This is a genomic window from Gemmobacter nectariphilus DSM 15620 (assembly GCF_000429765.1).
In the GTDB taxonomy this organism is placed as follows: Bacteria; Pseudomonadota; Alphaproteobacteria; order Rhodobacterales; family Rhodobacteraceae; genus Wagnerdoeblera; species Wagnerdoeblera nectariphila.
In genome coordinates, this window is the sequence record NZ_KE386949.1 from 501,644 (window position 1) to 526,580 (window position 24,937).

Genomic DNA, 24,937 nt, shown 5'->3' on the forward strand with positions numbered 1-24,937 from the left:
ACCGACCTGTTCCGTCGCAACTGGAGGAAGACATGAAAGCTCTTTTCCTTGCGACCTGCGGCCTGATGGCTGCGACCACCCTGACCATGGCGGATACGCCCGTGCTGACGGTGCTGACTTATGACAGCTTTGCCTCGGACTGGGGGCCGGGGCCGGTGGTCGAAAAGGCGTTCGAGGCCGACTGCGGCTGCGATCTGCGCTTTGTCCCGGCCGGCGATGGGGCGGCGCTGCTGTCGCGCCTGCGGCTGGAAGGCGCGCGGTCCGAGGCCGATGTGGTGCTGGGCCTTGATACCAACCTGACGGCCGCCGCCAAGGCGACCGGGCTGTTCGCCCCCCATGGCGTCAGCGCCGCGCTGGATCTGCCGATCGCCTGGGACGATGCGACCTTCCTGCCGTTCGACTGGGGCTGGTTTGCCTTTGTTTACGACAAGGCCCGGGTCACGGCGCCTCCGACCTCAATCGAGGCGCTGGCGGATTCGGATCTGAAGGTGGTGATCCAGGATCCGCGGTCCTCGACCCCCGGCCTTGGGCTGCTGATGTGGGTCAAGGCGGCCTATGGCGAGCGGTCGGGCGAGATCTGGGAAAAGCTGGCCGACAATATCCTGACGGTGACGCCGGGCTGGTCGGAATCCTATGATCTGTTCCTCAAGGGCGAGGCGGACATGGTGCTGTCCTATACGACCTCGCCCGCCTATCACCTGATCGCGGAACAGGACGACAGCAAGGCCGCCGCCGCATTTGACGAGGGCCATTATCTGCAGGTCGAGGTGGCGGGCGTTCTGGCCAATGCGAAACAGCCCGATCTGGCGCGCAAGTTCATGGCCTTTGTGGTCTCCGAGCCGTTCCAGGCCGCCATCCCCGAGACCAACTGGATGTATCCGGCCAAGACCCCGGCAGCAGGCCTGCCCGAGGGCTTTGGCACGCTGATCCAGCCGGCCAGATCGCTGCTGTTTCCTGCCGACGAGGCGCAAGCCGTGCGTGACGCTGCGGTCGAGGAATGGCGCGCCGCGCTGGCCAAGTGAGCCGCGCGCCGGTGGCTGGCGCAGACCGGGGGGCCTTGCCCCCCGGACCCCCCAGGATATTTGCATCAAGGCGAAAGGGCTGGCCGGGGCTTGTGCTGGCCATGGCCATCGCCGGGCTGATGGCGGCGGCGCTGGCGGTGGTCTTTCTGCGGGCAGGATCGCCGCGACTGGGGGCGGCGGACTGGGCGGCGGTTCGGTTCTCGGCCAGCCAGGCAGCGGCTTCGGCGCTGGCCTCGGTGCTGCTGGCGGTGCCGGTGGCGCGGGCGCTGGCGCGGCGGCGCTTTGCCGGGCGGGGGCTGCTGATTGCAGCCATGGGGGCGCCGTTCCTGTTGCCGGTCGTGGTGGCGGTGCTGGGGTTGCTGGCGATCTTCGGGCGGGCCGGGCTGGTCAATGCCGGGCTGGCGGCGCTGGGGCTGCCGCAGATCGGGATTTATGGCTTTCACGGCGTGGTGTTGGCCCATGTGTTCCTGAACATGCCGCTGGCGGTGCGGATGATCTTGCATGGCTGGCAAGGCGTTCCCGCCGAGCGGGTGCGGCTGGCGCAAAGTCTGGGCCTGGGCCCCTGGGGGGTCTTTCGCCATATCGAATGGCCGATGCTGCGGGGCGTTGTGCCAGGCGCCTTGCTGGCGGTGTTCCTGATCTGCCTGACGAGTTTTGCGGTGGTGCTGATCCTGGGGGGCGGGCCACGGGCGACGACGGTGGAATTGGCGATCTGGCAGGCGGTGCGGTTCGATTTCGACCTGAGCCGGGCGGCGATGCTGGCCTCGGTGCAGTTCCTGTTGTGCGGGGCGGCGGTGCTGCTGGCAGCGCGCTGGACCGCGCCGGGGGTGCTGGGCGGCGGGCTGGACCGGGCGCTGAGCCTGCCGGCGCCAGGTGGATGGCGGCGGGTGGCGGATGTGGTCGCCATTGGCGCGGCCGGGGTGTTTCTGGCCTGGCCCGTCGCGATGATCGGGGTCTGGGGGCTGGGCGGTCTGACCAGCCTGCCGCAGGCGGTCTGGGCCGGGGCGGCAACCTCGATCGCGCTGTCGCTGGTGGTGGCGCTGCTGACGGGGCTGGCCGTGGTGGCGCTGGCCTCGGCGGCGGCGCGGGCGGGGGTGCTGGCGCGGCTGGCAGAAGCAGCCGGGATGCTGCCGATGGCGGCCAGCTCGCTGGTGCTGGGGATCGGGCTGTTCTTGATGCTGCATCCGGTGATGGCACCGTCGCGGCTGGCGCTGCCGGTCACGGCGCTGGTCAACACGCTGATGGCGCTGCCCTTTGCCTTGCGGCTGGTGCTGCCCGCCTGGCGCGAGGCCGAGGCGACGCAGGGGCGGCTGGCCGACAGTCTGGGGCTGACCGGGCTGGGACGGTTGCGGCTGGCGATCTTGCCGCGGGTGCGGCGCCCGCTGGGCATGGCGGTCGGGCTGGCCGCCGCGCTGGCAATGGGCGATCTGGGGGTCATCACGCTGTTTGCCAGCGATCAGGGCGGCACATTGCCCTTGCAGGTCTGGCGGCTGATGGGCGCCTATCGCACCGATCAGGCCGAGGCGGCGGCGCTGCTGTTGACCGTGCTGTCCTTTGCCGTGTTCATTCTGTTCGATCTGTGGGGGCGCTGTGGGACTGAGGCTTGATCATCTGGTGCTGACGCAGGGCAGCTTTCGGCTGGAGGCCGACTGGCAGGTGCCGGCCGGCGCGCGGGTTGCGGTGATCGGGCCGTCAGGCGCCGGGAAGTCGACGCTGCTGGCGGCGATTTCGGGGTTCCTGCCGCCGGTTGCGGGGCGGATCTTGTGGGACGGGCACGATCTGGCCAAGCTGGAGCCGGGCGCGCGGCCGCTGTCGATCCTGTTTCAGGATGGCAATCTGTTTCCGCATCTGACGGTTGCCCAGAACCTTGGGCTGGGGCTGTCACCGGGATTGCGGCTGACCGAGGCGCAGAAGGCCCGCGTGGGCGCGGTGCTGGCCGAGGTGGGCCTTGGCGACAAGGCCGCCCGCAAGCCTGCGGCCCTGTCGGGGGGCGAGCAATCGCGGGTGGCGCTGGCGCGGGCCTTGCTGCGGGCGCGGCCGATGCTGTTGCTGGACGAGCCCTTTGCTGCGCTAGGCCCCGCGCTGAAGGCGCAGATGCTGGATCTGGTGGACCGGATCGCAGGGCAGACTGGGGCGACCGTGCTGATGGTCACGCATGACCCCGAGGATGCGCGGCGGCTGTGCCCGCTGACAGTGGTGGTGGCCGATGGCGTGGCCGCGCCGCCCGCGCCCACCGGCGCCTTGCTGGACGACCCGCCCCCGTTGCTGAGGGCCTATCTGCGGGGCTGAGGCTGCGCGAGGGGGGCCTTGCCCCCATGGCCCCCGATGTCTTGCGGCAAGGTGGTGCCGCCCCCCAGGGTATTTGGCAAAAGGCAAAGGGGGCGGCGCGGCTTAGTGGACGTTGACCGGCGCAAGATCATGCTGGCGGGCCAGGACAAAGGCCAGTTGGCGATCCTTGACCAGCGCAAGGCGTTCACCATCGGGGCGGTTGACCGAGTAGATGGTTTCGACAGGGCCGATCTGCTGGCGCAGTTCTGCGGGAAGTTCTGCCACCGGAACCGGGCGAACATAGACGATGCGGTCCCCGGTTTCGGGGCCGAAGTTGAATGGATGATCCATCATGCCCTCCTTTCAGGCGCTGTGGATGCGGATGGTCTGGACAACAGGTTCGGGAATCGAACGGCGCAGGTCGACATGCAGCAAGCCGTTTTCCAGCCGCGCGCCGGCAACCTCGACCCCGTCGGCCAGCACGAAGCTGCGCTGGAACTGGCGGGCCGCGATGCCACGGTGCAGGAAGACGCGGGAATCCCCCGCCTCGTCCTGGCGGCCGCGCACGACAAGCTGGCGGTCTTCGACGGTGATCTGCAATTCCGCCTCGCGAAAGCCGGCGACGGCCAGCGTGATGCGGTAATCGTGTTCGCCCAGGCGTTCGATGTTATAGGGCGGGTAGCCATCAGCCGCCGTCTTGGCGGTCCGTTCGACCAGCCGTTCCAGCTGTTCGAACCCGAGAAGGAAGGGGTGGCCCCCGAAACTGGTCTTCGTCATCCGCGGTGTCCTTGGTACAAGCGACAAGTCCGGCAGGCCCCGGATGCCGGCAGCCCGCCCGATCAATATGGGGGACCGTCCGGCGCCCGGCAAGGCCCTTGAAAAACTTCCAACAATCGGGCCGAATCGCTATATTCGCCGGACGCGTGCCCGCGACTCAGAAGAAGGCCACAAGCGATGAATGCCCCGTCCGAGCTGAACACCGAAGAGGTCTTGCGCATCCGGCTGGAGGTGCTTCGGCGCGAACACCGCGATCTGGATGATGCGATTCATGCGCTGGAAACCTCGGGCAAGGCGGATCAGCTGGCGCTGAGGCGGCTGAAAAAGCAGAAACTGGCGCTCAAGGACCAGATTGCCCGGCTGGAAGACCGGCTGATCCCTGACATCATTGCCTGAGGGCCCCCTTTGCCGTTGACCGCGCGCGGCGGCCCGGCTAGGCCCCAGTCGCAGCGACAACCGGGGGCAGGCATGGCCGGACAGGTGGAAGTGGGCATCATCATGGGCAGTCAGTCGGACTGGGCCACGATGAAGGAAGCGGCGAACATCCTTGACGAGTTGGGGGTGCCTTATGAGGCGCGCATCGTCTCGGCCCATCGCACGCCCGACCGGCTGTGGAGCTATGGCAAGACAGCCGTGGATCGCGGGCTCAAGGTGATCATCGCGGGCGCTGGCGGTGCCGCACATCTGCCAGGCATGATGGCCAGCAAGACCCGTGTGCCGGTGATCGGCGTGCCGGTCCAGACCCGGGCGCTTTCGGGCGTCGACAGTCTTTATTCCATCGTGCAGATGCCCAAGGGCTTTCCGGTTGCCACCATGGCGATCGGCGCCGCGGGCGCGGCGAACGCCGGGCTGATGGCGGCCGGCATCCTGGCGATTTCAGACCCCGCGCTGGCCGCCCGGCTGGATGCCTGGCGCGAGGCCCTGTCGGCATCCATCCCCGAGGAGCCGCAAGATGACTGAGCTGCCGACCGGATCGACCATCGGCATCCTGGGCGGCGGCCAGCTGGGCCGGATGCTGGCGGTGGCCGCCAGCCGTCTGGGGCTGAAGGCGCATATCTATGAGCCCAGCGCCAACCCGCCTGCCGCAGATGTGGCACACCGGGTCACGACAGCCCCCTATGACGATGCCGCCGCGCTGACCGCCTTTGCGCAGTCGGTCGATGTGGTGACCTATGAGTTCGAGAATATCCCCACTTCGGCCCTAGACCTGATCGAGGCGATCCGCCCCATTCGTCCCAACCGCCGGGCACTGGCGATCAGCCAGGACCGGGTCGAGGAAAAGGGCTTCCTGAATTCCATCGGCCTTGCCACCGCGCCTTGGGCCGCCGTGTCCGATGCGGCCGGGCTGGAGGCCGCGCTGGGGGCCATCGGGGCGCCGGCGATCCTCAAGACCACGCGCCTTGGCTATGACGGCAAGGGGCAGGCGCGGATCATGGCGCCCGAGGATGCGCCCGCCGCGCTGGCCGCGATGAACGGTGCGCCTGCGGTGCTGGAAGGGTTCGTGCCCTTTACCATGGAAATCTCGGTGATCGCCGCGCGCGGGCTGGATGGTCAGGTCGCCGCCTTCGACCCAGGCGAGAATGTGCACCGCGATGGCATCCTGCACACCACGACCATTCCCGCCCGACTGCCGCCCGCCCGCCGATCGGATGCGGTGCTGATCGCGGCGCGCATCCTTAATGCGCTGGACTATGTCGGCGTCATGGGGGTGGAACTGTTCGTCACGCCCCAGGGCCTTCTGGTGAATGAGATCGCGCCGCGGGTCCACAATTCGGGCCACTGGACGCAAAATGGCTGCGCGGTGGACCAGTTCGAACAGCATATCCGCGCCGTGGCAGGCTGGCCCTTGGGCGATGGCAGCCGGCATTCCGATGTGGTGATGGAAAACCTGATCGGTGACGATGTGGACCGCATCCCCGCGCTGGCGCGCGAGGCGGGAACGGCGATCCACCTTTACGGCAAGGCCGAGGCCCGGCCCGGGCGCAAGATGGGCCATGTGAATCGGGTGCGCCCGCGCGAATGACCCGCACAGGGCACGCCGCCGCCGCACCTGGACCGGGCCCCTGTCCTTCGCATTGATACAAATATCCCCGCCGGAGGCCCCGGCCAGCCACCCGAGCGCCGCTTGCCGCCAAGCGCCCTGCGGCCCCGCGCCACTTGCCCTTGCGCACAGGCGGGTGTTACAGGGGGCCATATGCGAATGCAGGGAGACGCAGGTGTATCCAACCAGGTTCGAGCGGGAAGATCTGTTGAAATGCGCGCGGGGCGAGCTGTTCGGGCCCGGCAACGCGCAACTTCCCGCGCCGCCCATGCTGATGATGGACCGGATCACCGACATCTCGGGCGATGGCGGCGAACATGGCAAGGGTCATGTGGTGGCGGAATTCGACATCACGCCCGACCTGTGGTTCTTTGACTGCCATTTCCCCGGCAACCCGATCATGCCCGGCTGTCTGGGCCTTGATGGCCTGTGGCAGCTGACCGGCTTCAACCTGGGCTGGCGCGGCTGGCAGGGCCGGGGCTATGCGCTGGGTGTGGGCGAGGTCAAGCTGACCGGCATGGTCCGCCCCGATCGCAAAATGCTGACCTATTACGTCGATTTCACCAAGGCCGTGCAGACCCGCCGCCTGACCATGGGCGTGGCCGATGGCCGCGTCGAGGCGGATGGCGAGACGATCTATCTTGTCAAGGACATGAAGGTCGCCCTGTCGGCCAGCTAAGGAAGGAAGCCCATGCGTCGCGTCGTCATCACCGGCATCGGCATCGTCTCGCCCATCGGAAACACCGCAGCCGAGGTGCAGGAAAGCCTGCGCCTTGGCCGCTCGGGGATCATCGCATCGCCCGATTACGCGGAACACGGCTTCCGCAGCCGCGTCCACGGCCAGCCGCAGATCGTGCTGGAAGACCATATCGACAAGCGCGACCTGCGCTTCATGGGCGACGGCGCGGCCTATAACTTCATCGCCATGCAACAGGCGGTGAAGGATTCGGGGCTGGATCCGTCGGATGTGTCGAACGAACGCACGGGGATCATCGTGGGCTCTGGCGGGCCCTCGACCAAGTCGTTCTACAAGGCGCACAACATCGTGCGCGAAAGCGGCAGCCCCAAGCGGATCGGCCCGTTCGGCGTGACCAAGGGCATGTCGTCCACCAACTCGGCCTGCCTTGCGACGCCCTTCAAGATCAAGGGCGTGAACTATTCGATCACCTCGGCCTGCTCGACCAGCGCCCATTGCATCGGCAACGGGACCGAGCTGATCCAGATGGGCAAGCAGGACATCGTCTTTGCCGGCGGCGGCGAGGAACTGGACTGGACCCTGTCGTGCCTGTTCGACGCTATGGGCGCCATGTCGTCGAAATACAACGACACGCCCGCGACCGCCTCGCGTGCGTTTGACGCCACCCGGGACGGGTTCGTCATTGCCGGCGGCGGCGGTGTCGTCGTGCTGGAAGAGCTGAACCACGCCCTGGCGCGCGGTGCCAAGATCTATGCCGAGGTCACGGGCTATGGCGCCACCTCGGATGGCCATGACATGGTGGCCCCCTCGGGCGAGGGTGGCGAGCGGTCCATGCGCCTTGCGCTGTCCACCCTGCCGCAGGGCCGCAAGATCAGCTATATCAACGCCCATGGCACCTCGACCCCTGCGGGCGACGTGACCGAGGTCAAGGCGATCCGCCGCGTCTTTGGCGAGGGGAACGTGCCGCCGATCTCGTCCACCAAGTCGCTGACCGGCCATTCGCTGGGCGCGACCGGCGTTCACGAGGCGATCTATTGCCTGCTGATGATGCAGGCGGGCTTCATCACGGCCTCGGCCAACATCACCCAGCTGGACCCCGAACTGAAGCCCGAGGAAATCGCCACCACCCTGCGCGAGGGTGTCGATTTCGACAGCGTGCTGTCGAACAGCTTCGGCTTTGGCGGCACCAATGCCACGCTGGTGATGAGCAAGTACCTCGACTGAGAACCGGAGAAACGGAATGGCGGACCTTCTGAAGGGCAAGCGCGGGCTGGTCATGGGGGTCGCCAACGAGCGCTCCATCGCCTGGGGGATCGCCAGGGCGATGGCGGCCGAGGGGGCGGAACTGGCGTTTTCGTATCAGGGCGAGGCCTTCGGCAAGCGGGTGGAACCGCTTGCGGCCTCGGTCGGGTCGTCGCTGCTGGTCGATGTGGACGTGACCAATGACGCCAGCCTTGACGCCTGCTTTGGCAAGCTGAAAGAGACCTGGGGCACGATGGACTTTCTGGTCCACGCCATCGCCTATTCCGACAAGAACGAGCTGACCGGCCGCTTCATCAACACGACGCGCGCGAACTTCCAGAACTCGCTGACCATTTCGTGCTTCAGCTTCATCGACGTGGCGCGGCGCGCGTCCGAGATGATGCCCGATGGCGGCACGCTGATCACGCTGACCTATGGCGGCTCGAACCGGGTGACGCCGAATTACAACGTGATGGGCGTGGCCAAGGCGGCGCTGGAATCGGCCGTGCGCTATCTGGCGAACGATCTGGGGCCGCAGAAGATTCGCGTGAACGCAATCTCGCCCGGCCCCATGAAGACGCTGGCCGGCGCGGCGATCGGCGGCGCGCGTGCCACCTACCGCCACACGGAAACCAACGCCCCGCTGCGGTCCAATGCCACGCTGGAGGCCGTGGGCGGCACGGCCGTCTGGCTGGCCTCGGACGGCGGCGCCTTTACCACGGGCGAAATCGTGCGCGTGGATGGCGGCTTCCACGTTCTGGGAATGCCGCAGGGCGAGAACCTGTAGGACTGCCCAATCCGTGCGCCTGCGACCCCAACGGGCCGCAAGCGCAAAGGCCTGATGCCTTAGCCCCGTTCTGGCAACCCCAGGTGCGCGCGCACCATCGGGGCCAGAACGCCCGCATGGGTAATCGGCAACATGTGCCCCGCCCCGTCGATCACCACCCGCTGCACGCCTGGAATGCGGGCCGACAGCGCATCGTTGATCGCATGGATGATGCCGGGCGAGGTGCTGCCCTCGGCCAGCAGCACCGGCACGGCCAGCGAGTCCAGCCGGCCAGGGGCGACCAGGCCCAGGCGGTCATCCTCGACCACATCCCTTGCCGCGTCGATCACGCCGATCCGCTCGACGATATAGCGGCGCTGGGTTTCCGGCAGATCGTCCAGCGGCGTGCCATTGCCCCAGTCGGCATGGAACAGCGCCGTCGCCTCGTGCGGCTTGCCCTGGGCCAGAAGGGCGCGGAACTGTTCCTGCTTGTCGGCCCAGACGCGCGCCTCGGCCGCACCGATGGCACGGGCGGCCGAGAACAGCACCGGCTCGAACAGGGTCAGGCTGCGCACCAGATCGGGGCGCTGCATGGCCAGCCGCAGGGCGACCGTGCCACCAAAGGAATGGCCCAGAATGTCCACCGGCGCGCCGCCGCCGATCCGCTCGGCCAGCGCCTGCGCCACCGCCGCCGCCGTGTCATGCATCGACCCGCCGGCCGGCCAGTCGGCGCTGTGGCCATGGCCCGGCAGGTCGGGCGCGGTCAGCGTGGCCGCATCGCCCAGATGCGCCGCCATCGGCACCCAGGCCCCGCCATGGGCCAGCGAGCAATGCAGCGCCAGAACTGGCCGCGCCCCGCCCCCAAGGGTGCGCAGATGGGTCGGGTGGCCCCCGACGAGTTCGGTTTTCATCAAAGCTGTCCCGACAGGTGAAGATCCAGATCCTCCAGCCGGTCCTGGCCCCAGAACCGCTCGCCTTCGACGATGTAGAACGGGGCGCCGAACACCCCGGCCGCAACGGCATCCTCGAGATTGCGGGCATAGGTCTCGGCGCCGGTGAACAGGCCCTTGTCGGCCAGCGCCGGGTCAAAGCCGTGACGCGACAACTGGTCGCGGATCACCTCGTCCTCGGCGATGTTCTTGCCCTCGGCCCAGCAGGCGCGCATGAAGCCCTGCACCAGACCCGGCAGATCGCCGCCGCCGGCATTTTGCGCCGCGATGATCGCATAGCTGGCAGGCGCGGGGTTCGTCGGGAAGAACGGCGGCTGAAGATCGATCTTCATGCCCAGCTTGGCTGCCGTGCGCCGCAGATCCTGAAGCCGATAGGCCTTGCGGCTTTCGTGCCGTTCCGCCAGTACCTTGCCCCCGGTGCGCGGAAAGATCCCCGGCGTGTCGAACGGCAGATAGCGGATGGTCGCGCCATGCTTTGCGGCAATACGCTCCAGCCGGTCGCCCGCCAGATAGCACCAGGGCGAGACAGGCGTGAAATAATAGTCGATCTGCGGCATGGCGACTTTCCCGGTTTCCAGAGGGTTTCGCTGGACCCTAGTCGGGTGATAAGCGGTGTCAACGCCCCGAATCCCCTGTGCAAGGACTGTCCCATGCCCGTGATGACCGAACCCAAGCTTATTGCCGGGAATGCCAACAAGTCGCTCGCCAGCGCGATTGCCCGTCGGATGTCGATGCACCGGGGCATGTCCGTCAACCTGCTGAACGCGCGCGTCGAGCGCTTCAACGATCAGGAAGTCTATGTCGAGGTCTATGACAATGTCCGCGGCGAGGACATGTACATCATCCAGCCGACCTCGAACCCGGCCAATGACAACCTGATGGAGCTGCTGATCATCACCGATGCGCTGCGCCGGTCTTCGGCCGATCGCATCACGGCGGTGATCCCCTATTTCGGCTATGCCCGGCAGGACCGCCGCGCCAAGGCCCGCACGCCGATTTCCGCCAAACTGGTCGCGAACCTGCTGACCGAGGCGGGCGTGGACCGCGTGCTGACGATGGATCTGCACGCCGCGCAGATTCAGGGCTTTTTCGACATTCCGGTCGACAACCTTTACGCCGCGCCGATCTTTGCGATGGATGTGGAACATCACTTCCGTGGCCGGCTGGACAATGTGACCATCGTCTCGCCCGATGTGGGCGGTGTGGCCCGCGCGCGCGAGCTGGCCAAGCGCATCGGCTGCGCGCTGGCCATCGTGGACAAGCGCCGCGAAAAGGCCGGCGAGATTGCCGAGATGACGGTGATCGGCGATGTTGAAGGCCAGACCTGCATCATCGTCGATGACATCTGCGACACTGCCGGCACACTGGTCAAGGCAGCCGATCTGCTGCTGGACAACGGCGCGGCAGAGGTGCACGCCTATATCACCCATGGCGTCCTGTCCGGCCCGGCGGTGGAACGGGTGACGAAATCGCGCATGAAATCGCTGGTCATCACCGATTCGATCGAGCCCTCGGCCGCCGTGAACGCTGCGCCGAACATCCGCATCGTGCCGACCGCGCCGATCTTTGCCCAGGCGATCCTGAACATCTGGAACGGCAATTCCGTGTCCTCGCTGTTCGAGACCGAGACCTTGCAGCCGATCTATGAGGGGCTCTATCCCCGGCCGTAAGCCATGACCGGGCGTTGGGGCGGGCTGATGCTGGCCGCCGTCGCCGGGCTGGCGGCGGCGCTGGGGCAGGTTCCATGGGCGCTGTGGTGGCTGGCGCTGCCTGGCTATTCTGCGGCAATCTGGCTGGTGGCCGGGGCACTGACGCGCTGGCAGGCCGCGGCGCGTGGCTGGCTGTTCGGAACCGCGCATTTCCTGCTGGCCCTGCACTGGATCACCGAACCCTTTCAGATCGACGCCGTGCGCGATGCCTGGATGGCGCCCTATGCGCTGGTGCTGATGGCGGGCGGGCTGGCGCTGTTCTGGGGCGCGGCGGGGCTGGTCTCGGCGTTCTTCCGCCCCCGCGCGCTGGCCTTTGCGCTTGCGCTGGCGGGGGCCGAGGCCGCACGGGGCGCCGTGCTGACCGGCTTTCCCTGGGCGATGCCGGGGCATATCTGGCTGACGCTGGCGCCGATGCAACTTGCGGCGCTGGCCGGGGCGGGCGGGCTGACGCTGCTGACGCTGGGGCTGGCGCTGCTGCCGGTGATGGCCCGCCTGCGCGGTCTGGGCGCTGCGGCGGCGCTGCTGGCGGCTGTCTGGGGCTGGGGGCAGTGGCGCCTTGGCCAGCCCCTGCCTGCCCCGCCCGGCCCGGTGATCCGCCTTGTGCAGCCCAATGCCGACCAGCTGCTGAAATGGCAGCCGGACCATGCGCGCGAATTCTTCGACCGCCATATCGACCTGACCGCCGCCCCGGCCGAGCGCCAGCCCGACCTGATCGTCTGGCCGGAAACCTCGGTCCCCTTCCTGCTCAATGACGACCGGGGCGGTCTGCGTGCCATCCTGTCAGCCTCGGGCGGAACGCCTGTCGCGCTTGGCATCCAGCGCACCGAAGGGCTGCGCGGCTATAATTCGCTGGCCGTGATCGGCCCCGATGCCCAGGGCGCGCCGCAGATCCGTGCCGTCTATGACAAGGCCCATCTGGTGCCCTTTGGCGAATATGTCCCCTTGGGCGATCAGATGGCCGACTGGCTGGGCATCTTCAGCTTTTCCCCGCGCGAGGGCTTTGGCTATTCCCCCGGCCCTGGCCCGCGCCTGCTGGACCTGCCCGGCCTTGGCACCGTTCAGCCGCTGATCTGCTACGAGGCGGTCTTTCCGTATTTCCAGCGCGCTGTCGCCCGGCCGGACTGGCTGTTGCAGATCACCAACGATGCCTGGTTCGGCGATGATGCCGGGCCATTCCAGCACCTTGCCCTTGCCCGCCTGCGCGCTGTCGAAAACGGCCTGCCGCTGGTGCGGGTTGCCAATACCGGCGTCTCGGCAGTGATCGACGGCCGGGGGGGCGTGGTGGCAGAACTTGGCCTCAACCGGATGGGGCTGCTCGATGTTGCCCTGCCCGGCGCGCTGCCCGCGACACCCTATGCCGGGCTGGGGCGCTGGCCATCTGTCGTGGCCTGGCTGCTGGGGTTCCTGCTGCTTTTGTGCCGCAGATCCGTCAAACATTGACCCTGACCGCAGGGCATTGTATGCGCGGCGACTGACCGTCACAACGGCTTCCTGGCGTGACGGCATACCCCAATGGAGCACCCTTTCATGTCCCGCAAGAACTACGTCTTCACTTCCGAAAGCGTTTCGGAAGGTCATCCCGACAAGGTCTGCGACCGCATCTCCGACGCCGTCCTTGATGCGTTCCTGACTGTCGAGCCCCACGCCCGCGTTGCTTGCGAGACCTTTGCGACCACCGGCCGCGTCGTCGTCGGCGGCGAGGTTGGCCTGTCCGACAAGGACAAGCTGAAAGAGATGCTGGGCCGCGTCGATGGCATCGTGCGCGAGTGCATCCGCGACATCGGCTATGAGCAGAAGAAATTCCACTGGGAAACCGTCAAGGTCCAGAACCACCTGCACAAGCAATCGGCCCATATCGCCCAGGGCGTCGATGCGAACGACAAGAAGGGCAAGGCCGAAGGTGCCGGCGATCAGGGCATCATGTTCGGCTATGCCTGCCGCGAGACCGAGGCGCTGATGCCCGCGCCGATCCAGTATGCCCATGCGATCCTGCGCCGTCTGGCCGAGGCGCGCAAATCCGGCGCCGAACCCACCCTGCTGCCCGACGCCAAGTCGCAGCTGTCGGTGCGCTATGCCGATGGCAAGCCGGTCGAGGTCACCTCGATCGTGCTCTCGCATCAGCATGTCAGCAAGAAGCAGAAGTCCAAGGACATCCGCGCCATCGTCGAACCCTATATCCGCGAGGTTCTGCCCGAAGGCTGGATCACCAAGAAAACCGTCTGGCACGTCAACCCGACGGGCACCTTTGTGATCGGAGGCCCTGATGGCGACGCCGGCCTGACCGGGCGCAAGATCATCGTAGATACCTATGGCGGCGCGGCGCCCCATGGTGGCGGCGCCTTCTCGGGCAAGGATCCGACCAAGGTTGACCGCTCGGCCGCCTATGCCGCGCGCTACCTGGCCAAGAACGTGGTGGCCGCCGGTCTGGCCGAACGCTGCACGCTGCAGCTGTCCTATGCCATCGGCATCGCAGAGCCCCAGTCGATCTATATCGACACCCACAGCACCGGCGTTGTCCCGGACGAGGTGATCGAAAAGGCGGTCATGGCCTCGATGGACCTGACGCCGCAGGGCATCCGCACCCATCTTGGCCTGAACCGCCCGATCTATTCGCGCACCTCGGCCTATGGCCACTTCGGCCGCGCCCCCGAGGCGGATGGCGGCTTCAGCTGGGAACGCACCGACCTGATCGAGGCGCTGAAAAAGGCCGTCTGACCTTCATCTGTCCCCAAATATCCTGGGGGTTTCTCAAGGGGGGCAAGGCCCCCCTTGAGCAGGGGGCGTGGGGGACTGGTCCCCCGCCTCCTCCCCCAAAGGCGATCCACATGACCAACCCCGATACCCCCCGCCGCAATTTCTATGGCCGCACCCACGGCAAGACCCTGCGCGCCTCGCAAAAGACCTATCTGGCCGAGGATCTCGACCGCCTGCGCCTCTGCGGCGTCTCGCGCGAGGATAATCCCGATCGCGCCCCGCTCGATCTGGCGACCGCCTTTCCCGGCACCGGCCCGCTGTGGCTCGAGGTCGGCTTTGGCGGGGGCGAACATATGGTCCACATGGCCGCCCGCAATCCCGGGATCCGGCTGATCGGCTGCGAGCCCTTCGTCAACGGCATCGCCATGCTGCTGGGCAAGATCCGTGCGGCGGGCGTGACGAACCTTGCGATCCACCCGGCGGATGTGCGCGAGCTGTTCGACGTGCTGCCCGATGCCTGCCTGTCCAGGGTGTTCCTGAACTACCCCGACCCCTGGCCCAAGGCGCGGCATCACCGCCGCCGGTTCGTGAATCCCGATTACCTGCTGCCGCTGGCCCGCGTCACCGCACCAGGCGCCGAATTCCGCGTCGCGACCGACATTCCCGATTATGTCCGCCAGACACTGGAAGAGGTGCCCCCCGCCGGCTTCACGCTGGAACGCCAGGCCGGCCCGGGCGAGGCCTGGGACGACTGGATCTCGACCCGCTATGAACAAAAGGCCCTGCGCGAAGGGCGTGAGCCGCACTATCTGACCTTCCGCCGCAACGGCTAGCGCGGTGTCGCGCTAGGTCGGCCGGCGGTATTTGCCTGGCAGCAAGCTCTGGATCGGCACCGGCGTGCAGCCACATGGGCCATCCGGCATCAGGACCTGCGCGGCGGGCGCATAGTCCGAAAGCATCTCGCGGCACATGCCGCACGGGGCGATGACCGGCGTGTTTCCGTCTGGCAGATGATAGACTGCGACGATGCGCTCGACCTCTGCCGAGCCATGTTCCGTCACCGCCCGCCCCAAGGCGATGGACTCGGCGCAAACCGCGATCCGGCCGACATTGGCGGCCATGTTGACCCCGGTGACGATCTGGCCCGATTTCAGCCGCAGCGCAGCGCCGACCACATGCCAGTCCAGCCGATAGCGCTGGCGGATCGCGGCGCGCGCGGCCTCGAGAAGGTCATTGTCGTCCTGATCTGTGCCGTGCAATGCCATGTCAGTTCCCCGTGGGCTGCTGCTTCGCCCGATCCGCCTCGATCTGGCGCCACTTTGCCACGTTGGCATTATGCGCCGCCAGCGTCTCGGCAAAGGCATGACCGCCTGATCCATCGGCCACAAAGAACAGATAGGGCGTAGCCGGCGGGTTCAGCGTGGCCTCGATGCTGGCGCGGCCAGGGTTCGCGATGGGCGTCGGCGGCAACCCGTCGATGACATAGGTGTTCCAGGGCGTCGCCGCCCGCAACTCCGACTGCCGCAGCCCGCGCCCCAGCACCCCCTGCCCCTTGGTCACGCCATAGATCACCGCCGGGTCGGTCTGCAGCTTCATCCCGGCCTTGAGGCGGTTGATGAAGACGCTGGCCACCGTGCCGCGCTCTTCGGGAACGCCGGTTTCCTTTTCGACGATCGAGGCCATGACCAGCGCCTCTTCGGGGGTCTTGTAAGGCAGGCCCTCGGCCCGCGCCGCCCACAGATCGGCCAGCAGCCGGGTCTGGCGGCCCTGCATTTCGGCCAGCAGCTCCGCGCGGTCCTCGCCCTTGACGATCTCGTAGCTGTCGGGGGCCAGCGTGCCTTCGGGCGGCAGCGGGCCAACCTCGCCGGCCATGATGTCGATGCGCTTCATCGCCTCGGCCGCCTGCCACACCGTTGTGCCTTCGGCCAGGGTCACACGAAAGCGGATGCCGGGGTCGGCAACTGCCTTGGTGTATTCTGCCGGGGCCTCGGTTGCGGCCGGGTCGAACTTGACCACCTCGACATAACGCTGGGTCGCCGGGTCCAATTCGCGCAGGACCACATCGGCCACCGTGACGCCGATGCGATAGTTGATTTCGGCCCCGCAGGTCGATTGCCCGCCGCGGGTCAGCTGATCGACGATGGCATCCATGCTGGTGCCCGGCTGGATCAGATAGGATCCGAACTTCAGCCCCTGTGCCTTGCCGCTGTAATCCGCCCCGATCCGGAAAATCCGCGCATCGCTGATCGCGCCCTGCGATTCCAGCGCCCGGCTGACCGCCGCGAACGAGGCCCCGCGCTCGACCCGGAAGCAGATCGCGGTTTCCAGCGGACCCGGCCCGTCATATTGCCGCTTGCCCCAGGCCAGCAGCCCCGCCAGCGCGATCAGCACCACAATGAACAGCGTCAGCGCGTTCGAGGCAACGGCCTTCCACATCAGTCGCGAACCTTGCCCAGAACCAGGCTGGCATTGGTGCCGCCAAAGCCGAACGAGTTCGACAGGGCAATGTCGATCTTGCGCTTCACGGCCTTGTTCGGCGCCAGATCCAGCTTGGGCTCGACCGCCGGGTTGTCCAGGTTGATGGTCGGCGGCGCCACCTGATCGCGGATCGCCAGCACGCAGAAGATCGCCTCGACCGCCCCGGCCGCGCCCAGCAGGTGGCCAATGCTGGATTTGGTCGACGACATGGTCGCACCCGCCGCCGCATCGCCCATCAGCCGTTCGACCGCGCCAAGTTCGATCGTATCGGCCATCGTGCTGGTGCCGTGGGCGTTGATGTAATCCACCTTGTCCGGGGTGATCCCGGCCCGGGCCAGCGCAGCCTTCATGCTGCGGAATCCGCCATCGCCATCTTCGGACGGCGCGGTGATGTGATAGGCATCGCCCGACAGGCCATAGCCCAGCACCTCGGCATAAATCTTGGCGCCGCGCGCCTTGGCGTGTTCGTATTCTTCCAGCACGACAACGCCCGCGCCTTCGCCCATGACGAAACCGTCACGGTCGGCATCATAGGGGCGGCTGGCCTTGGCGGGGTCAGCCTCGCGCTTGGTGGACAGCGCCTTGCAGGCGTTGAACCCGGCAATGCCGATTTCCGAGATCGGCGATTCCGCGCCGCCCGCCACCATCACATCGGCATCGCCGATCATGATCAGCCGCGCCGCATCGCCAATCGCATGGGCGCCGGTCGAGCAGGCGGTCACCACCGCATGGTTCGGTCCCTTGAAGCCAAAGCGAATGGACACCTGACCCGAGATCAGGTTGATCAGCGCCCCTGGAATGAAGAAGGGCGAAACGCGCTTCGGCCCCTTTTCCTTGATCAGAACGGCCGTTTCGGCAATCGAGGTCAACCCGCCGATGCCCGAGCCGATCATCACGCCCGTGCGCTCGAATTCCTCGTCGGTGGCCGGTTGCCAGCCCGAATCCTTCACGGCCTGAGTGGCGGCTGCCATGCCATAGAGGATGAAATCATCCACCTTGCGGCGGTCCTTCGGCTCCATCCAGTCGTCCGGATTGAAGGTGCCGTTCGTGCCATCGCCAAACGGGATCTCGCAGGCATATTTCGTCACGACGTTCGAGGCGTCGAACCGCGTGATCGGGCCCGCCCCCGATTGCCCCGCCAGCAGCCGCGACCAGGTTTCTTCCACCCCGCAAGCCAGCGGTGTGACCATTCCCAGCCCCGTGACCACTACCCGACGCATGCCTGTCTCCTCATGGACGTTCCGCCTATCGCGAAAGCTGATACACGCGCGCCCCCGCCAGCGCAACATTGTGCCATGTTTGCAGGCGGCTTGCCGCCCTTCGCCTTGATACAAATATCCTGGGGGGCGGCGCTGCCGTTGCCATCCTCCCTGCCCTCGCCATGGGGGCAAAGCCCCCCTCGCGCCCCCCACGTTTGCTCGATCCGTCCAACTCCCCCCTTGCCCCCGGCGCCCCTGTGACTAGTCTTTGCCGGAACAAAGGAGAGACCGATGCAGAAACTTCCGCTGGGGCGGACCGGCCTCCAGGTCAGTGAGCTGTGCCTGGGCACGATGACATGGGGCAGCCAGAACACCGAGGCCGAAGGCCATGACCAGATGGACATGGCGCTCGATCACGGGGTGAATTTCCTCGACACCGCCGAGATGTATCCGACAAACCCGGTGCGGGCGCAAACCGTGGGACGGACGGAGGAAATCGTCGGCAGCTGGCTGGCCAGCCGCAAGCGGCGCGATGACTGGATCATTGCCACCAAGATCACCGGCATCGGCCACGATCAGGTGCGCGACGGGGCGCCCATCACCGCGGCTGCGCTGCGGTCCTGCGTAGAACAATCGCTGCGCCGCCTGAACACCGATGTGATCGACCTTTATCAGCTGCACTGGCCCAACCGGGGCAGCTACCATTTCCGCCGCAACTGGTCGTTTGACCCGACAGCGCAGGACCGCGCCGCCACCATTGCCCATATGCAGGACGTGCTGGCCGAGGCCGGCAAGCTGGTGACCGAAGGCAAGATCCGCGCCTTTGGCCTGTCGAACGAAAGCGCCTGGGGCACCGCGCAATGGCTGCGTCTGGCCGATCTGAACGGCTGGCCGCGTGTGGCCTCGGTGCAGAACGAATATTCGCTGCTCTGCCGCCACTTCGATACCGACATGGCCGAGCTGTGCCACAACGAGGATGTGACGCTGCTGGCCTTTTCCCCGCTGGCGGCCGGGCTGCTCAGCGGCAAGTATGCGGGCGATGTGACCCCCGACAACACCCGCCGCATGGCGACCCCCGATCTGGGCGGGCGGATCACCCCGCAGGTGTTCCCGGCTGTCGCCGCCTATCTGGGCGTTGCGGCCGATCACGGGCTGGATCCGTGCCAGATGGCGCTGGCCTTCACCCGCTCGCGCGCCGTGCCGACCATCCCGATCATCGGCGCCACGACCCTAGCACAGCTGCGCACCAATCTTGGCGCGGCCGGCATGGTGCTGTCCGACGAGGTGCTGGCCGACATCGCCGCCACCCGGCGCCAGCATCCGATGCCGTTCTGATGCGCCGCGCGGGGCTGGTTCTGCTGGCCGCCCTGGCCCTTGCCGCCTGCCGGGAAGAGGCCGGGCCAAAGGCGGAGCCGCTGCTGCCCGACCCGCTGGAGCTGGCGACACGGGACTGCACGCGCACGGGCGGGCGGATGGTCAAGGCAGGCATCGCCAATGCGATGACCTGCATTCACGACACGACGGATTCGGGCAAGCAATGCCGCACGTCGGGCGATTGCGAGGGCGATTGCCTGGCGCGCAGCGGCACCTGCTCGCCGGTGCGGCCGCTGTTCGGCTGCAACGAGATCCTGATGAACGATGGACGCAGGGCAACGCTGTGCCGCGACTGATCGTGCTGGCCCTGCTGTTGGCCGCCTGCGCGGCACCCGCGGTGCAGTCGCTGCGCAACCCCGCTGTTCCCGTGCGCTCGATCGCCGGCTACGACTTCAGCCGCATGTCCGGCACCTGGCACGAGGCCGCGCATCTGGCCCCGGCGGGAACGCCGGCCTGTGCGCCTGGAACCCTGTCGGTTCGCCCCGAAGGCGCCGCCCTGCGGCTTGCTGGCACCCTGTGCCAGGCCGGTGTTGCGCGGCGCATCTCTGCCCGCGCCGTGCCCTCGGGTCCGGGCCGTCTTGCGCTCTCGGGCCAGGCCGAGGATTGGTGGGTGATCTGGGCCGACCACGGCGACCGCACGCTTGTTCTGGCGCCGCCCTCGGGCCGCTTCGCCGTGGTGCTCGATCGCGGGCGCATTGCCCCGGACCGGCTGAAGGCCGCGCGCGAGGTGCTGGATTTCAACGGCTTCGACGTGGCGCGGCTACGCTGATCGCCGCACACCGGGCCGCAGGCCCGGCCCCCCCCCCCCCCAACGGGAGGAGCGGCGCCTGCGCCGCGACCGACGGGCGGGAGCCGCCCGGTCAGTCCAGATCCCACATATCCTCGTCGCGCACCGCGCCGATGGCGGTCCAGTCTGCCCGGATGCGGGCGATGCGCGTATCGGCCCAGGTGCGGAACACCAGATCGAACCCGGACTCGGTGACATTCTCGGCCGCAATATCGGCGCGCAGGTTGGTCCGGCCGTCGGCATCCCACAGCGAAATCCCCACCATCACCGCAGGCGGCGCGGCAAAGGGTTCGGCAAAGCTCACCGCCTGACGGCTTTCGCGCGGGCCAGAGCCGGTCCACATCGGGCCATCATGGGTGAAGTCGGTGAACATCATCCGCGAACCCTGATCCAGGCCGACGGAATGGGGGGCGATGCGTTTCATACGGGGCCGATCAAGTTGTCATCGGGTACAGTTTACCCTCATGAAGGCCAAACTCGGGCAGGAAAAGGAAAAACCTGCGTCCATCGCCTCAGTTTCGGGCGAACAGCGCCTCGGGCAGGTCGGGCAGCTGGCTCAAGAGCTGGTCCAGCTGCTGACGCGCGGCCTGATCCGCCGCAGCGGCATCGCCGGCGCAGACGGCCGCGACCAGCGCTGCATGGCCCGGCGGGCTGGCCCCCGCATGGTCGCGCATCTGCGCCCGTACCAGCGGCACCTGGATCGAGGGCAAGAGCCGCATCACCTCGCGGTTTCCTGCAAGCGCGGCCAGCGCGCGGTAATAGCGCCCGCGCGCCCGTTGCCGCAGCGGACCCGAGGCGGCAGCATACTCGGCCTCGGCCTGCACCAGATCCTCTGCGCTGGCCCCGGCCGCCACCGCCTCGGCCGCCTGACGGGCCGCCAGCGACAGCAGCGCCGCCGCCACGCGCAGCACATCGGCCGCCTCGCGCCGGGTCAGCCGCCGGATCGCGGCGCCCCGATGCGGCACGATCTCGACCAGCCCGTCCGAGGCCAGGCGCCCCAGCGCCTCGCGCACCGTGCTGCGGCCCACGTCATAGCGCGCCATCAGGTCAGGCTCGGCCAGACGCTGGCCGGGAACGAACCGTCCCTCGGCCAGCCCATACAGGATGTCCCGCGCCAGCGCCTCGGGACCAGAGGGGCGCCTGTCGCTCATCTCAGGCCTTTTGCGCCATGTCCCAGGCGATCTGCGCCAGCGGCTCGGCCTTGGCGCCAACCTCGACCGCCTCGGCGCTGGCCGCGGTCCCGTCCAGGGCACGCCGCGCGATGCCCTGCAGAATGGCGGCAATGCGGAACAGGCTGAGGATGACGTAGAAATCGAAGTTCGCCGGCCGCTGCCGTCCCGTGCGCCGGCACCATGCGTCGATATAGGCGTCCTCGTCGGGAATGCCGGTGCCTGCCAGCGGCACGCCGCCGATGCCCCGGAACAGATCGGGCGAGATGCGCCAGGCCATGACGTTATAGGCGAAATCGGCATAGGGGCAGCCCAGCGTCGACAGCTCCCAGTCGACCACCGCCAGAACGCGCGGCTCGGTCGGGTGCAAGATCAGGTTGTCCAGCCGGAAATCGCCATGCGCGATCCGCACTTCCTCGGGCGTCGTGGGCAGGTGCTGCGGCAACCAGTCGATCAGCGCATCCATCGCCGGGATCTTGCGCGTCTCGCTGGCGCGATACTGCTTGGTCCAGCGCGAGACCTGACGTTCCACATAGCCGCCCTGACGGCCGTAATCCCCCAGCCCCACCGCCAGCGGATCGACCATGGAAATCGCCGCGATGGCTGCATTCATGCTGTCAAAGATCGCCGCGCGTTCCTCGGGTGTCTGGTCGGGCAGGCGCGGGTCGTAAAGGACACGGCCCTCGACATGTTCCATGACAAAGAACATGCTGCCCATGACCGCCTCGTCCTCGCACAGCGCGATCATCCGGGGCACCGGCACATCCGTCGACTGCAGCGCGGTCATCACCCGGTATTCCCGGTCCACCGCATGGGCCGAGGGCAGCACCTTGCCGACCGGCTTTTGCCGCAGCACATAGCGCCGGCCAGGCGTTTCCACCCGCCACGTCGGGTTCGATTGCCCGCCCGACAGGCGCGTCAATGTCAGCGGCCCCTCAAAGCCAGGCACATGCTGCGCCATCCATGTCGCCAGGTCTGCCTCGGCCATACACATTCCTCCCCGTCAGCCTGGCTGCAGGATGCAGATGAGACAACTTGTCGTCAAGTCATATCGTCAGACGATCTTGTCAGATGCAATACCTTTCGCTAGGCTGCCTGCAGGAGGACTTGCCATGATCCCAGAAAAATCCGCCCGCGTGATCGACCTGTCGGCCCGGCTGACCGCCTTCATGGAAGAACACATCTACCCCAACGAGGCGCGATTCTATCGTGAGGCCGAGGAGTTGGGGCCATTCTCCACCTATCCGGTTATCGAAGAGCTAAAGCCCAAGGCCAGGGCCGCCGGATTGTGGAACCTGTTCCTGCCCGAATCGGATCGGGGCGCCGGGCTGACCAATGTGGAATATGGCCATCTGTGCGAGATCATGGGCCGCTCGTTGCTGGCGCCCGAGGTGTTCAACTGCAACGCCCCCGACACCGGCAACATGGAGGTGCTGGAACGCTACGGCACCGACGCGCACAAGGACCGTTGGCTGAAGCCGCTGCTGGCCGGGGAAATCCGGTCCTGCTTTGCGATGACCGAGCCCGATGTCGCCTCGTCGGATGCCACCAACATCCAGGCCGAGATCCGGCGCGACGGTGACGATTATGTCATCAACGCCCACAAATGGTATACGACCGGCGCCAGCAACCCGGCGACGAAGATCTGCATCTTCATGGGCAAGACCGACCCGTCGAATCCCGACCGCTATCGCCAGCAATCCATGATCCTTGTCCCGATGGACACGCCCGGCATTACCGTCCTGCGGTCGCTGCCGATCTTCGGCTATTACGGCGTGCCGGACCGGGCCTCGGAAGTGGTGTTCGAAAACGTCCGCGTGCCGGCCAGCAACATGCTGTTGGGCGAAGGGCGCGGGTTCGAGATCGCGCAGGGCCGTCTGGGGCCGGGGCGCATCCACCATTGCATGCGCTCGATCGGTCTGGCCGAGCGGATGCTGGAAGGCATGTGCGACCGCGCCCTGCAACGCGTCGCCTTTGGCAAGAAGGTCGCCGATCAGGGCGTCACGCGCGAGCGGATCGCCAATGCGCGCATCCTGATCGACCAGTGCCGCCTGCTGACCCTGCACGCCGCGCACCGGATGGACACGGTCGGCAACAAGGAAGCCAAGGCCGAGATCGCCATGATCAAGGTCGCCGTGCCGAACATGGCCTGTCAGGTCGCCGACTGGGCCATCCAGGTCTTTGGCGGTGGCGGCACCAGCAACGATTTCGGCACGGCCATCGCCTATGCCGGGGCGCGGGTGCTGCGGCTGGCCGACGGGCCCGACGAGGTGCACCGCGATCAGCTGGCACGGCTGGAACTGAAGAAGCGTCAGGGCCTCAACCATCCCGGCTGGGCGCCGCATGTCACCCGGCTTGGCCGCAACCCGGCGCTTTCGGCATGAGCGCGCTGCATGGCAAGGTCGCCATCGTCACCGGCGCGGCGGGCGGGATCGGGCGGGCCAGCGCATTGTTGCTGGCCGAACGGGGGGCCGCCGTTCTGGCCGTGGACCGCGCGCCCGAGGTGATCGACACCGCCGCGCTGATCGCCGCACGCGGCGGGCGCGCCGATGCGGTGCAGGCCGACTGCGCGACGGAAAAGGGCGTGACTGCCTTTGTCGCGCAGGCGATGCGCGATTTCGGACAGCTGGACATCGTTCATGCCAATGCCGGGATCCTGGGCGCCTTTGCCCCCTCGTTCGACGAGGGGCCAGAGGCCTTTGCCGAAACGCTGCGGATCAACCTGATCGGGCCGTGGCTGGCGATCCGCGCGGCGGTGCCGCACATGACGCGGGGCGGGTCGATCATCTGCACCGCCTCGGTCGCCGGGATGCGCGCGGGGGCGGGGGGTATCGCCTATTCGGCGTCCAAGGCCGGGGTCATCAACCTGGTGCAGACCTGCGCGCAACTGCTGTCGGGCACCGGGATCCGGGTGAACGCGGTCGCGCCGGGGCTGGTGGAAACCGGCATGACGCAAATGCTGTTCGACGCCGCCCGATCCCGCGGGCGCGAAGGCAAGATCGGCCAGCTGAACCCGCTGCGCCGGTCGGGCGAGCCGCCCGAGATCGCCGAAGCGGTGGCCTTCCTGGCCTCGGACGCGGCCAGCTATGTCAACGGGCAGGTCATCGCGGTGGATGGCGGGCTAAGCACCAGCCACCCCTTTGCACCGCGCCCGGCGGGGGCGTAGCACCGGCCCAACTTTGGCCCCATTGCCGTGGCATCCCCAACGGGATGCCACATTGACGAGTCCCCGATGTACGCGCCACTTGCCCTGCTTGCCCTTTCCGCGCTGATCGCCGCAGCGGCCCGGCTGCCCGGAACGCCGCTGCATCCCGATCTGGCCCCGGTCGCGGTGCTGGCGGCGCTGGCCGCCGGCGGGCTGCTGCTGCGGGCCTGGATCGCCCGCGCCCGCGCACCCGCACTGCGCCTGCCACGCAAGCGGATTCTGGTCGATGGCTCGAACGTTCTGTATTGGGCCGACAACACCCCGGATCCGGCAACCATCACCATGGTGCTGCAGGCACTGAAGGCGCAAGGCTATGCGCCGGTGATCTGGTTCGACGCCAATATCGGCCACCTGATCGACGGGCGCTACATGAACGCGCGCGACATGGCCGGCAGGATCGGCCTGCCACACGACGCCGTGCATGTGGCGAAACGCGGCACGCCGGCCGACCCCATGATCCTGTCGATGGCCATGCGCGAGCGGTTGCGGATCGTCACGAACGATCGCTACCGCGACTGGCACGCAACCTATCCGCATCTGGCCTTGGGCGGCCTGCTGG

General features: G+C 67.5%; 28 protein-coding genes, 1 pseudogene and 1 riboswitch. Of the genes and pseudogenes, 19 read left to right on the forward strand and 10 right to left on the reverse strand.

Translation table 11 applies throughout. The features are described 5' to 3' along the window. The first annotated feature begins 32 nt into the window (after window positions 1–32). The 3 genes from thiB (at window position 33) to G481_RS0121135 (ending at window position 3,311) form a co-directional block, all read left to right on the forward strand. On the forward strand, window positions 33–1,022 hold the full coding sequence (gene thiB, locus G481_RS0121125) for a thiamine ABC transporter substrate binding subunit (RefSeq protein WP_028031768.1): 990 nt from the start codon (window positions 33–35) through the stop codon (window positions 1,020–1,022). A gap of 101 nt (window positions 1,023–1,123) precedes the next feature. After that, the gene (locus tag G481_RS0121130) at window positions 1,124–2,629 is read left to right on the forward strand and encodes an ABC transporter permease family protein (protein WP_051294709.1); all 1,506 of its coding nucleotides are present in this window, start codon (window positions 1,124–1,126) and stop codon (window positions 2,627–2,629) included. Beyond that, window positions 2,613–3,311, forward strand: coding sequence for a thiamine ABC transporter ATP-binding protein (locus tag G481_RS0121135; protein WP_245595023.1), 699 nt, complete (start codon window positions 2,613–2,615; stop codon window positions 3,309–3,311). The genes G481_RS0121130 and G481_RS0121135 overlap by 17 nt, the downstream gene beginning before the upstream one ends. 102 nt (window positions 3,312–3,413) lie before the next feature. On the opposite strand, the gene G481_RS0121140 is transcribed toward G481_RS0121135, so the two are convergent. Both G481_RS0121140 and G481_RS0121145 read right to left on the reverse strand, forming a co-directional pair. After that, on the reverse strand, window positions 3,414–3,641 hold the full coding sequence (locus G481_RS0121140; protein WP_028031770.1) for a DUF1150 family protein: 228 nt from the start codon (window positions 3,639–3,641) through the stop codon (window positions 3,414–3,416). A 12-nt stretch (window positions 3,642–3,653) separates the two neighbouring features. Then, window positions 3,654–4,067 carry an Hsp20 family protein gene (locus tag G481_RS0121145; RefSeq protein ID WP_028031771.1) on the reverse strand — a complete coding sequence of 138 codons (414 nt, stop codon included), beginning with the start codon at window positions 4,065–4,067 and terminating at the stop codon, window positions 3,654–3,656. Window positions 4,068–4,244: 177 nt separating this feature from the next. Between G481_RS0121145 and G481_RS0121150 the strand changes: the two genes are divergently transcribed. The 6 genes from G481_RS0121150 (at window position 4,245) to G481_RS0121175 (ending at window position 8,834) form a co-directional block, all read left to right on the forward strand. Further along, window positions 4,245–4,463 (forward strand): YdcH family protein, encoded by a 219-nt coding sequence (locus G481_RS0121150; protein ID WP_028031772.1) that lies wholly within the window; start codon window positions 4,245–4,247, stop codon window positions 4,461–4,463. Between the two features lie 72 nt (window positions 4,464–4,535). Further along, window positions 4,536–5,027: a 5-(carboxyamino)imidazole ribonucleotide mutase gene (gene purE / locus G481_RS0121155; RefSeq protein ID WP_035026898.1), complete on the forward strand. Its 492-nt coding sequence runs from the start codon at window positions 4,536–4,538 to the stop codon at window positions 5,025–5,027. Further along, window positions 5,020–6,090 (forward strand): 5-(carboxyamino)imidazole ribonucleotide synthase, encoded by a 1,071-nt coding sequence (locus G481_RS0121160; protein WP_028031774.1) that lies wholly within the window; start codon window positions 5,020–5,022, stop codon window positions 6,088–6,090. Before purE ends, G481_RS0121160 begins: the two co-directional genes overlap by 8 nt. Window positions 6,091–6,283: 193 nt before the next feature. Further along, window positions 6,284–6,787, forward strand: coding sequence for a bifunctional 3-hydroxydecanoyl-ACP dehydratase/trans-2-decenoyl-ACP isomerase (fabA, locus tag G481_RS0121165; RefSeq protein WP_035026900.1), 504 nt, complete (start codon window positions 6,284–6,286; stop codon window positions 6,785–6,787). Window positions 6,788–6,799: 12 nt separating this feature from the next. Continuing rightward, on the forward strand, window positions 6,800–8,029 hold the full coding sequence (gene fabB, locus G481_RS0121170) for a beta-ketoacyl-ACP synthase I (RefSeq protein ID WP_028031776.1): 1,230 nt from the start codon (window positions 6,800–6,802) through the stop codon (window positions 8,027–8,029). 16 nt (window positions 8,030–8,045) lie between these two features. Then, entirely contained in the window at window positions 8,046–8,834 is a 789-nt protein-coding gene (locus G481_RS0121175; RefSeq protein WP_028031777.1) for an enoyl-ACP reductase FabI, read from the forward strand. A gap of 59 nt (window positions 8,835–8,893) precedes the next feature. Here the strand turns inward: G481_RS0121175 and G481_RS0121180 are convergent, their stop codons facing one another. Both G481_RS0121180 and G481_RS0121185 read right to left on the reverse strand, forming a co-directional pair. Next, window positions 8,894–9,724 carry an alpha/beta fold hydrolase gene (locus G481_RS0121180; RefSeq protein ID WP_028031778.1) on the reverse strand — a complete coding sequence of 277 codons (831 nt, stop codon included), beginning with the start codon at window positions 9,722–9,724 and terminating at the stop codon, window positions 8,894–8,896. Next, complete coding sequence (locus tag G481_RS0121185; protein WP_028031779.1) at window positions 9,724–10,320, reverse strand: 2-hydroxychromene-2-carboxylate isomerase; 597 nt, start codon at window positions 10,318–10,320, stop codon at window positions 9,724–9,726. The genes G481_RS0121180 and G481_RS0121185 overlap by 1 nt, the downstream gene beginning before the upstream one ends. A 93-nt stretch (window positions 10,321–10,413) precedes the next feature. Here G481_RS0121185 and G481_RS0121190 point away from each other — a divergent pair, with 93 nt between their 5' ends. The 4 genes from G481_RS0121190 (at window position 10,414) to trmB (ending at window position 14,999) form a co-directional block, all read left to right on the forward strand. Then, window positions 10,414–11,433, forward strand: a complete 1,020-nt coding sequence (locus G481_RS0121190) for a ribose-phosphate pyrophosphokinase (RefSeq protein WP_028031780.1) — start codon at window positions 10,414–10,416, stop codon at window positions 11,431–11,433. A gap of 3 nt (window positions 11,434–11,436) precedes the next feature. Continuing rightward, a complete protein-coding gene (gene lnt, locus G481_RS0121195; protein ID WP_028031781.1) occupies window positions 11,437–12,912 on the forward strand; it encodes an apolipoprotein N-acyltransferase in 1,476 nt (491 codons plus the stop codon). A gap of 32 nt (window positions 12,913–12,944) precedes the next feature. Then, a riboswitch (SAM-SAH riboswitch) is annotated at window positions 12,945–12,992 on the forward strand. 7 nt (window positions 12,993–12,999) lie between these two features. Beyond that, a complete protein-coding gene (gene metK / locus G481_RS0121200; RefSeq protein ID WP_028031782.1) occupies window positions 13,000–14,187 on the forward strand; it encodes a methionine adenosyltransferase in 1,188 nt (395 codons plus the stop codon). A gap of 110 nt (window positions 14,188–14,297) precedes the next feature. Next, window positions 14,298–14,999: a tRNA (guanine(46)-N(7))-methyltransferase TrmB gene (trmB, locus tag G481_RS0121205; RefSeq protein WP_028031783.1), complete on the forward strand. Its 702-nt coding sequence runs from the start codon at window positions 14,298–14,300 to the stop codon at window positions 14,997–14,999. 12 nt (window positions 15,000–15,011) lie between these two features. Here trmB and G481_RS0121210 read toward each other — a convergent pair whose 3' ends face one another. Genes G481_RS0121210 through fabF form a run of 3 tightly spaced genes read right to left on the reverse strand, consistent with a single transcriptional unit; the run spans window position 15,012 to window position 17,864 of the window. Further along, the gene (locus G481_RS0121210) at window positions 15,012–15,431 is read right to left on the reverse strand and encodes a cytidine deaminase (protein WP_028031784.1); all 420 of its coding nucleotides are present in this window, start codon (window positions 15,429–15,431) and stop codon (window positions 15,012–15,014) included. Between the two features lies 1 nt (window position 15,432). Beyond that, complete coding sequence (gene mltG, locus G481_RS0121215; protein ID WP_028031785.1) at window positions 15,433–16,602, reverse strand: endolytic transglycosylase MltG; 1,170 nt, start codon at window positions 16,600–16,602, stop codon at window positions 15,433–15,435. Continuing rightward, a complete protein-coding gene (gene fabF / locus G481_RS0121220; protein WP_028031786.1) occupies window positions 16,602–17,864 on the reverse strand; it encodes a beta-ketoacyl-ACP synthase II in 1,263 nt (420 codons plus the stop codon). The genes mltG and fabF overlap by 1 nt, the downstream gene beginning before the upstream one ends. 270 nt (window positions 17,865–18,134) lie before the next feature. Between fabF and G481_RS0121225 the strand changes: the two genes are divergently transcribed. The 3 genes from G481_RS0121225 to G481_RS0121235 are packed head-to-tail and all read left to right on the forward strand — an operon-like array spanning window position 18,135 to window position 19,986. Continuing rightward, window positions 18,135–19,178, forward strand: coding sequence for an aldo/keto reductase (locus G481_RS0121225; protein ID WP_028031787.1), 1,044 nt, complete (start codon window positions 18,135–18,137; stop codon window positions 19,176–19,178). Then, window positions 19,178–19,513 carry a hypothetical protein gene (locus tag G481_RS0121230; RefSeq protein ID WP_028031788.1) on the forward strand — a complete coding sequence of 112 codons (336 nt, stop codon included), beginning with the start codon at window positions 19,178–19,180 and terminating at the stop codon, window positions 19,511–19,513. Before G481_RS0121225 ends, G481_RS0121230 begins: the two co-directional genes overlap by 1 nt. Then, window positions 19,501–19,986 (forward strand): lipocalin/fatty acid-binding family protein, encoded by a 486-nt coding sequence (locus tag G481_RS0121235; RefSeq protein ID WP_028031789.1) that lies wholly within the window; start codon window positions 19,501–19,503, stop codon window positions 19,984–19,986. The genes G481_RS0121230 and G481_RS0121235 overlap by 13 nt, the downstream gene beginning before the upstream one ends. Window positions 19,987–20,077: 91 nt before the next feature. Here G481_RS0121235 and G481_RS0121240 read toward each other — a convergent pair whose 3' ends face one another. From G481_RS0121240 to G481_RS24840, 3 genes are all read right to left on the reverse strand, one after another. After that, on the reverse strand, window positions 20,078–20,380 hold the full coding sequence (locus G481_RS0121240; RefSeq protein ID WP_342666613.1) for an H-type lectin domain-containing protein: 303 nt from the start codon (window positions 20,378–20,380) through the stop codon (window positions 20,078–20,080). 136 nt (window positions 20,381–20,516) lie between these two features. Further along, window positions 20,517–21,155 (reverse strand): GntR family transcriptional regulator, encoded by a 639-nt coding sequence (locus G481_RS0121245; RefSeq protein WP_028031791.1) that lies wholly within the window; start codon window positions 21,153–21,155, stop codon window positions 20,517–20,519. 1 nt (window position 21,156) lies between these two features. Then, window positions 21,157–22,161 (reverse strand): phosphotransferase, encoded by a 1,005-nt coding sequence (locus G481_RS24840; RefSeq protein ID WP_245595024.1) that lies wholly within the window; start codon window positions 22,159–22,161, stop codon window positions 21,157–21,159. Window positions 22,162–22,285: 124 nt separating this feature from the next. Between G481_RS24840 and G481_RS24845 the strand changes: the two genes are divergently transcribed. The 3 genes and pseudogenes from G481_RS24845 to G481_RS26805 all read left to right on the forward strand — a co-directional run. After that, window positions 22,286–23,557, forward strand: a complete 1,272-nt coding sequence (locus G481_RS24845; RefSeq protein WP_035026903.1) for an acyl-CoA dehydrogenase family protein — start codon at window positions 22,286–22,288, stop codon at window positions 23,555–23,557. Beyond that, window positions 23,554–24,339: an SDR family NAD(P)-dependent oxidoreductase gene (locus G481_RS0121260; protein WP_028031792.1), complete on the forward strand. Its 786-nt coding sequence runs from the start codon at window positions 23,554–23,556 to the stop codon at window positions 24,337–24,339. Before G481_RS24845 ends, G481_RS0121260 begins: the two co-directional genes overlap by 4 nt. Window positions 24,340–24,405: 66 nt before the next feature. Then, window positions 24,406–24,897 (forward strand): annotated as a pseudogene (locus G481_RS26805) (NYN domain-containing protein); the annotation flags it as partial. Between the last annotated feature and the right edge of the window lie 40 nt (window positions 24,898–24,937).